The 5,800-nt window shown below is 62.6% G+C and carries 4 protein-coding genes; all 4 read left to right on the top strand.

Annotated elements, in window-relative coordinates; all coding sequences use genetic code 11:
- Positions 1-251 precede the first annotated feature (251 nt).
- Positions 252-809: a putative Fe-S cluster assembly protein SufT gene (gene sufT, locus VK519_RS00295; RefSeq protein WP_324346545.1), complete on the top strand. Its 558-nt coding sequence runs from the start codon at positions 252-254 to the stop codon at positions 807-809.
- Between the two features lie 181 nt (positions 810-990).
- On the top strand, positions 991-2,511 hold the full coding sequence (locus VK519_RS00290; protein ID WP_324346543.1) for a M4 family metallopeptidase: 1,521 nt from the start codon (positions 991-993) through the stop codon (positions 2,509-2,511).
- A gap of 430 nt (positions 2,512-2,941) precedes the next feature.
- A complete protein-coding gene (locus VK519_RS00285; protein ID WP_324346541.1) occupies positions 2,942-4,777 on the top strand; it encodes a M4 family metallopeptidase in 1,836 nt (611 codons plus the stop codon).
- Between the two features lie 141 nt (positions 4,778-4,918).
- A partial coding sequence (locus VK519_RS00280) for a S8 family serine peptidase (RefSeq protein WP_324346539.1) occupies positions 4,919-5,800 on the top strand: 882 nt, incomplete at its 3' end.

The raw sequence follows: 5,800 nt of genomic DNA, 5'->3' as shown, positions 1-5,800 counted from the left end.
GGCGACCACCGATAGCGCCGCGCCGCCCGCCAGGGCGAACAATACACAGCAAAGAATTCCGTAAAACAGGCGGCTCACCCCGGGAGGATCCGGCGGGAAGGGGTCGGCATTGGGGGGAAGTCCTTAAGCTTGGCGGCAAACGGACATGATACCGGGCCGGGTTGAGATCGGTGCCGTGCGGCCCGATTTTCAGGTGAGTAGCTTCATAATGGCGACTTGCCGTCGCGGGCCTTGCGGCTTTCAGGAATTCCATGAGCGGTTTCAGTCTTAGCAGTGAGCCTTTCACCCTCGAGCGCGATTGCGTGGCGGTGATGGTTCCCCAGGGCGAGCAGGTGACCCTGCCCGCCGGCCAGATCGGTTACATCACCCAGGCCCTGGGGGGCAGCTTCACGGTGTATGTCGAGGGCAACCTGTTCCGCATCGCGGGCCACGACGCCGATGCCCTGGGCAAGGACGCGCCCCCGGCCATCGAGCTTCCGGCCGACGCCGGCGATGAAGACGTCGAAAAACTCGTGTGGCAACAGCTTCGCACCTGCTTCGATCCGGAAATCCCGATCAACGTGGTGGAGCTTGGCCTGGTCTACGACGCCACCCTCGAGCGCACCGATGCCGGCGACCGCAAGGTGTACGTGAAGATGACCCTGACCGCGCCCGGTTGCGGCATGGGCGACATCCTGGTCGATGACGTACGCACCAAGCTCGAACTGATCCCCACGGTCAGTGAGGCTGATGTCGACCTTGTCTTCGACCCGCCGTGGAATCATTCGATGATGTCGGACGCGGCCAAGCTCGAAACCGGCATGCTCTGACAATCTCAGGGGCTTAGGCTTACCAGGTATTTCCTGCACGTCTACGCCGGGTGACGTCATTCCCGACGGCGGAAAAGTGTCGTGCGCGGCTGCATGCGCCTGCGCGGGAAGTCCAGAGTTTCCAGGCGGGCAACGTCGTCCGTCGGCGCCGAAGTGGCGCCATCATCTGGAGAGCCTTCCCATGCATGTGAATCATCCGCACGGCCCCCTTGGCCGCCTCGCTCTATGTGCGGGCGCCATCGCGCTGGCGCTGCCGGCGTCGATGTCCCACGCCGCCCAGTCCCAACGCTTCGATGGCGGCTCGCTACAGGGCAGCCTGTTGCCCGGCATGTCGCGGATCATCGGTGCGGACCTGGGGACCGACTGGCGAGTCGAGGCTTCGGCGGCCACGGTTCATGGCACCCGCACTGTCAAACTGCAGCAACTGAAGAACGGTGTGCCGATCCTGGGGAGCATCGCCACGGTCGAAGTGGCGAATGACGATGAAACCATCGTTGGCGCCACGGGAACCTTCGCCCGCGATGTGGCAGCGCTTGCCTCGCCGCAGCCGCAGCTTGATGCCGCGGCTGCGCGCGGCATGCTTCTGGGCGGGCTGTCATTGGCGGGCGGCGGGGAAATCACCGAGGGCGCCAGCGAGCTTATTCATCACGTCGGCCAGGACAACATCGCGCGGCTGGCATGGCGGGTATCAGTGGGTCTGGGCGGCGAGCATCCCTCGGTGCCGGCGGGAATCGTCGATGCCAGCGACGGCACGGTGCTTGAACGCTGGGACGAACTGATGCATGCCAGTGACCTGGCCAACGGCCCCGGCGGCAACGCCAAGATCGGCGCCGTGACCTATGGCGTGGACAAGCCCCTCCTGCGGGTCACCGCCAACGACGGAACCTGCACGCTAAAGAATGAAAGCATCATCACCGTCAACCTCAAGCAGACCACCAACACCGGCAACCGCACGCCCTGGTCATTCGTCTGCCCAACGAACATCGGCGATGGCATCAACGGCGGCCATGGCCCTCTCAATGACGCCCATCATTATGGTTCGGCGGTGTTCGCCATGTACCGCGAACTCACCGGCCAGCCTCCCATATCCACACCGCTCATCGCGCAGGTCCACTACGCGCGGAACTACGACAACGCATCGTGGAATGGCGCCAGCCGAACGATGCAGTTTGGCGACGGTAGCACCGTCTTCTATCCCCTCACCGCGCTGGACGTGGTCGCCCACGAAGTCAGTCATGGCTATACCGGTGACAACTCACGCCTCATCTACAACAACAATCATTCCGGCGGCATGAATGAGGCATTCTCCGACATGGCGGGCGAGGCGGCGAAGCTCTATGCAAACGGTTCCAATGATTTCCTCGTTGGCGCCGAGATCACCAAGACCCAGCCAGCGTTGCGATACATGTGCGAACCCCGGCGCGATGGCCGATCCATCGATCATCAGCGCGATTTCAAACCCATGGATAACCACTATTCCAGCGGCGTATATAACAAGGCGTTCTGCATCCTGGCCAAAACCAACGGCTGGAACGCGCTTTCCGCTTTCGAGGTGTTCGCCCGGGCCAACGAGCTGTACTGGTCGGCCAATAGCACGTTCAACGCGGGCGCATGCGGCGTCATGGCCGCGGCCAAAGACCTTGGCACTTCCACCGACGATGTCGTCAATGCATTCGACGCGGTCGGCGTGCGTTGCGACTAGCTTTCCGTTGCAAGCGGACGCGCGCATGTCGCGTGTCCGCTTTTTCTTTCGCCCGGGTTTGCCTCGTGGCAGTTACACAAACTGACAGAAATACAATTGCTTGCCTTCATCGTGAAAACGATTTCGCAAGCAATTGCCGAGCAGCAAGAGCTTGCGAACATGAGAACTGCCTCACGGTACACCTTGGTCAACCTGCTAGTTTCAATTGCGTCGACGGGCGGGGAGCCTGCGCGACACTCCGTGGCGCCGGTGGAGGCCGGTGACGCAACTTGAAGGATCCGCGCTAACCCGGAAGGAGAGGGGCCGGGCAGCGTCGTCGATCCTCTCGGAGGTCATAAAAAAACCACCGGAGCCGCTACATGCGGCATGTCGTGATGTGGCCGCCGCGGTCGCAACGGGCGAGTGCGCGCGCCACCTTGGGAGGAAACACATGGCAAGTTCATATCGTTCGAACGCACTGGTCGTTGCGCTGGCACTCGCCGCCGCAACGCAGGTGCACGCGGCGACCGAGCAGAAGTTGGTCGCCCAGAGCCTCAATGCAACACCCGTGGCAAGCCTCGCCACACACCTGGGCCTGGACAATCGGTCGGGCCTGGTCGAGAAAGACTCGCTGCCCACGGCGCACGGCACGCGCACCGTGCGCATGCAACAGACCTACATGGGAGTACCTGTGTATGGAAAATCCGTCGCCGTCGAGCAGGACAACCGTGGCAATGCGCTGCGGGCGACAGGCGTGGTCGCCACCAGCCTGAGCGTAGAGCTTGCGTCGGTGACCCCGAAGCTCGACCCGGCGGCCGCACTGGATGTGTTGCAGCGACGCAATGCCTCGCTCGTTGCCCTGGGTGCGAAGCCTGAGAACACACGCGCCGACCTCTATGTCTATCCCCAGGAAAACGCTCCCGCGCGCCTGGTTTACCTCACCTCGTACGTTCTCAATGGCGATCGTCCATCACGGCCCACGGCCATCATCGATGCCAACACCGGGGAAGTGATCGCGCAGTGGGAAGGCCTGGCCAATGCCGAGGTCGATGCCAATGGTCCAGGCGGCAATGCCAAGACAGGCCAATACACCTACGGCACCGACTTTCCCGCACTACGCGTGACGCAATCGGGCAGCACGTGCACGGCGCAAAACGCCTACGTCAAGACCTACAACCTCAACCACAAGACCAGTGGTGGCACGCTGTGGAGCTTTACCTGCCCGACCAGCCAGGGCGATGCCGTCAACGGTGCGTATTCACCGATCAACGACGCCCACCATTTTGGTGGGGTCGTACACGACATGTACGTGGCCTACACCGGTGCCGCTCCGCTGAACCAGGTGCTGCTGATGAAGGTGCACTACGGCAACAGTTACGAAAACGCGTTCTGGGACGGTACCCAGATGAGCTTTGGCGATGGCGCCAGCACGTTCTATCCGCTGGTGGCGATCGACGTCACCGGCCATGAGATCAGCCACGGTTATACCGAGCAGCATTCCAACCTCGCCTATACCGGGCAATCCGGTGGCATGAACGAGGCGTATTCGGATATCGCCGGCGAGGCGACGGAATTCTTCGACCGGGGAAGCAATGACTTCCTGGTCGGCGCCGACATCGTCAAGACCAGCGCAGGCATCGGCAACGCACTGCGCTACATGTGCAACCCGCCGCAGGATGGTGGTTCCATCGACAACGCCGCGGACTACACCTCCGGCCTGGACGTCCACTATTCCAGTGGCGTCTACAACAAAGCGTTCTGCCTGCTGGCCAAGACCAGCGGGTGGGACACCCAGAAGGCCTTCAAGGTATTCGCACGGGCCAACGCGCTTTACTGGGGTGCGAACGAGACCTTCAACAACGGCGCATGCGGCGTTGCAAGTGCCGCGACCGACCTCGGCTTTTCCGCTGCCAACGTGGCCACGGCCTTCACAGGCGTGGGCGTGACCTGCGGCAGTGGAGGCGGTGGTGGTGGTTCGGCGCTGTCCAATGGTGTGGCAAAGACGGGTATATCCGGTGCCAAGGGAAGCGAAACGACGTACACCGTGGTCATCGCTGCCGGCGCCAGGAACCTGACCATTGCCATGTCCGGTGGTACGGGTGATGCCGACCTGTACACCCGTTTCGGATCGGCGCCCACCACGGCGACCTACGATTGCCGCCCGTACAAGACTGGCAATGCCGAGACGTGCACGGTGGCTGCGCCCAAGGCCGGGACTTATTACGTCAAGATTCGCGGTTATGCCGCCTACTCAGGCGTTAGCATCAAGGCGTCCTGGACGCCGTAGAATTCGATCGATGACGGCCCGCCGGCGTGACGCCGGCGGGATTCGCCTTCAGGAGGGTGAGATCCTGCGGATGACGGCGCATTCGCAACATGTGAGGGAAATTCCCTTCCACGCAAGCATGATGTGCCCACGACAATCGACGTGCGCCGCCGCCTCAAGCGGATCGCTCCACGACGTAGCCTGATCGCGCCGCCATTCCGTGCGGCGTCATCACCGACATGGAGCGTTCTCATGCTTGTCCGATCCTTCTTAAGGCCGCTCGCCGCAGCTACTGCGTCGTTCCTTGCCCTTTCCAGCCTGGCCCATGCGGGTGATGTGCTTTCCCATCCCCTGCCACGTGTTGCACTGGTCACGGCCGACGCTGAAGTCGTCGGCATCGTCGTTGATCCGGCCGGCGATGGCTCGTCGCTGGTGGCGCGGCTTGCGTCGCGGCTGAGTGCATCGCAAGCAGGGTTGGAGCTTTCCTACAAGCGAACCTTGGCCACCGGTCATCTGCTATTCGGTGCATCCAGCGACAGCGCCATTGCTTTCTCGACGGCGAACCAGATCATGCAGGATCTCGCCAATGAGCCCGGTGTCGCCTCGGTCGAACCTGATCTGTTGATGCACCCCATGTCCACCAACGATCCGTATTGGCCCTACCTGTGGAGCTACCGTGCTGATCGCACCGGCATCGATGTGGTGAAGGCATGGGCACATTCCCGTGGTGAAGGCGTAGCGGTAGCGGTTCTCGATACGGGCATCACGAACCACCCCGATCTCCAGGGCCAGATCCTGCCCGGATACGATTTCATCTCCAGTGCCTCGGTGGCGGGCGACGGCAACGGCCGCGACGGCAACCCCAGCGACGAAGGCGATTTCAGTTCTGGCAGGCCCTCCAGTTGGCATGGCACACACGTCACGGGCACGATTGCCGCTTTGGCGGACAACGGTCTTGGCGTGGCGGGTGTTGCTCCTGGCGCCAAGGTCGTGCCGGTGCGCGTGCTCGGCAAGGGCGGCGGCTACGATTCGGACATCGCCGAT

Origin of the sequence: Pinirhizobacter sp., from assembly GCF_035317885.1 — a bacterium.
Taxonomy (GTDB): Bacteria; Pseudomonadota; Gammaproteobacteria; order Xanthomonadales; family Rhodanobacteraceae; genus Pinirhizobacter.
Note: the sequence above shows the minus strand (reverse complement) of the source record. Positions and strands in the feature narration are given on the sequence as shown.

What these genes read in the sequence shown, in the direction of transcription:
- sufT (WP_324346545.1), top strand. Translation starts at nt 252, where the DNA reads ATGAGCGGTTTCAGTCTTAGCAGTGAGCCTTTCACCCTCGAGCGCGAT.
- VK519_RS00290 (WP_324346543.1), top strand. Translation starts at nt 991, where the DNA reads ATGCATGTGAATCATCCGCACGGCCCCCTTGGCCGCCTCGCTCTATGT.
- VK519_RS00285 (WP_324346541.1), top strand. Translation starts at nt 2,942, where the DNA reads ATGGCAAGTTCATATCGTTCGAACGCACTGGTCGTTGCGCTGGCACTC.